This window comes from Pseudomonas sp. SIMBA_068 (assembly GCF_046534705.1).
Taxonomy (GTDB): Bacteria; Pseudomonadota; Gammaproteobacteria; order Pseudomonadales; family Pseudomonadaceae; genus Aquipseudomonas; species Aquipseudomonas putida.
Genome location: NZ_JAWRYI010001866.1, coordinates 1 through 229 on the forward strand (window position 1 = coordinate 1; position 229 = coordinate 229).

General features: G+C 60.7%; 1 protein-coding gene. It reads left to right on the forward strand.

Annotated features, from left to right (window positions below):
* Nucleotides 1-76 precede the first annotated feature (76 nt).
* Nucleotides 77-229: biotin carboxylase N-terminal domain-containing protein (locus tag SB756_RS36245; protein WP_410914088.1), on the forward strand; the 153-nt coding region annotated here is incomplete at its 3' end.

Consider the following 229-nt stretch of genomic DNA (forward strand, 5'->3'; position numbering starts at 1 on the left):
CGCTGAACAACGCGCTGGAGATTACTGAGACGGGCGGCTGGCGCAACTGGCTGGCATCACAGGGGAGTCACTGATCATGTTCACCACCGTACTGATTGCCAACCGCGGCGAAATCGCCTGCCGCGCCATTCGGACGCTGAAGCGCCTGGGCGTCAAAAGTGTCGCGGTCTATTCAGATGCTGACCGCAACGCGCAGCACGTTAAGCAGGCGGATATCGCTATCGCGCTG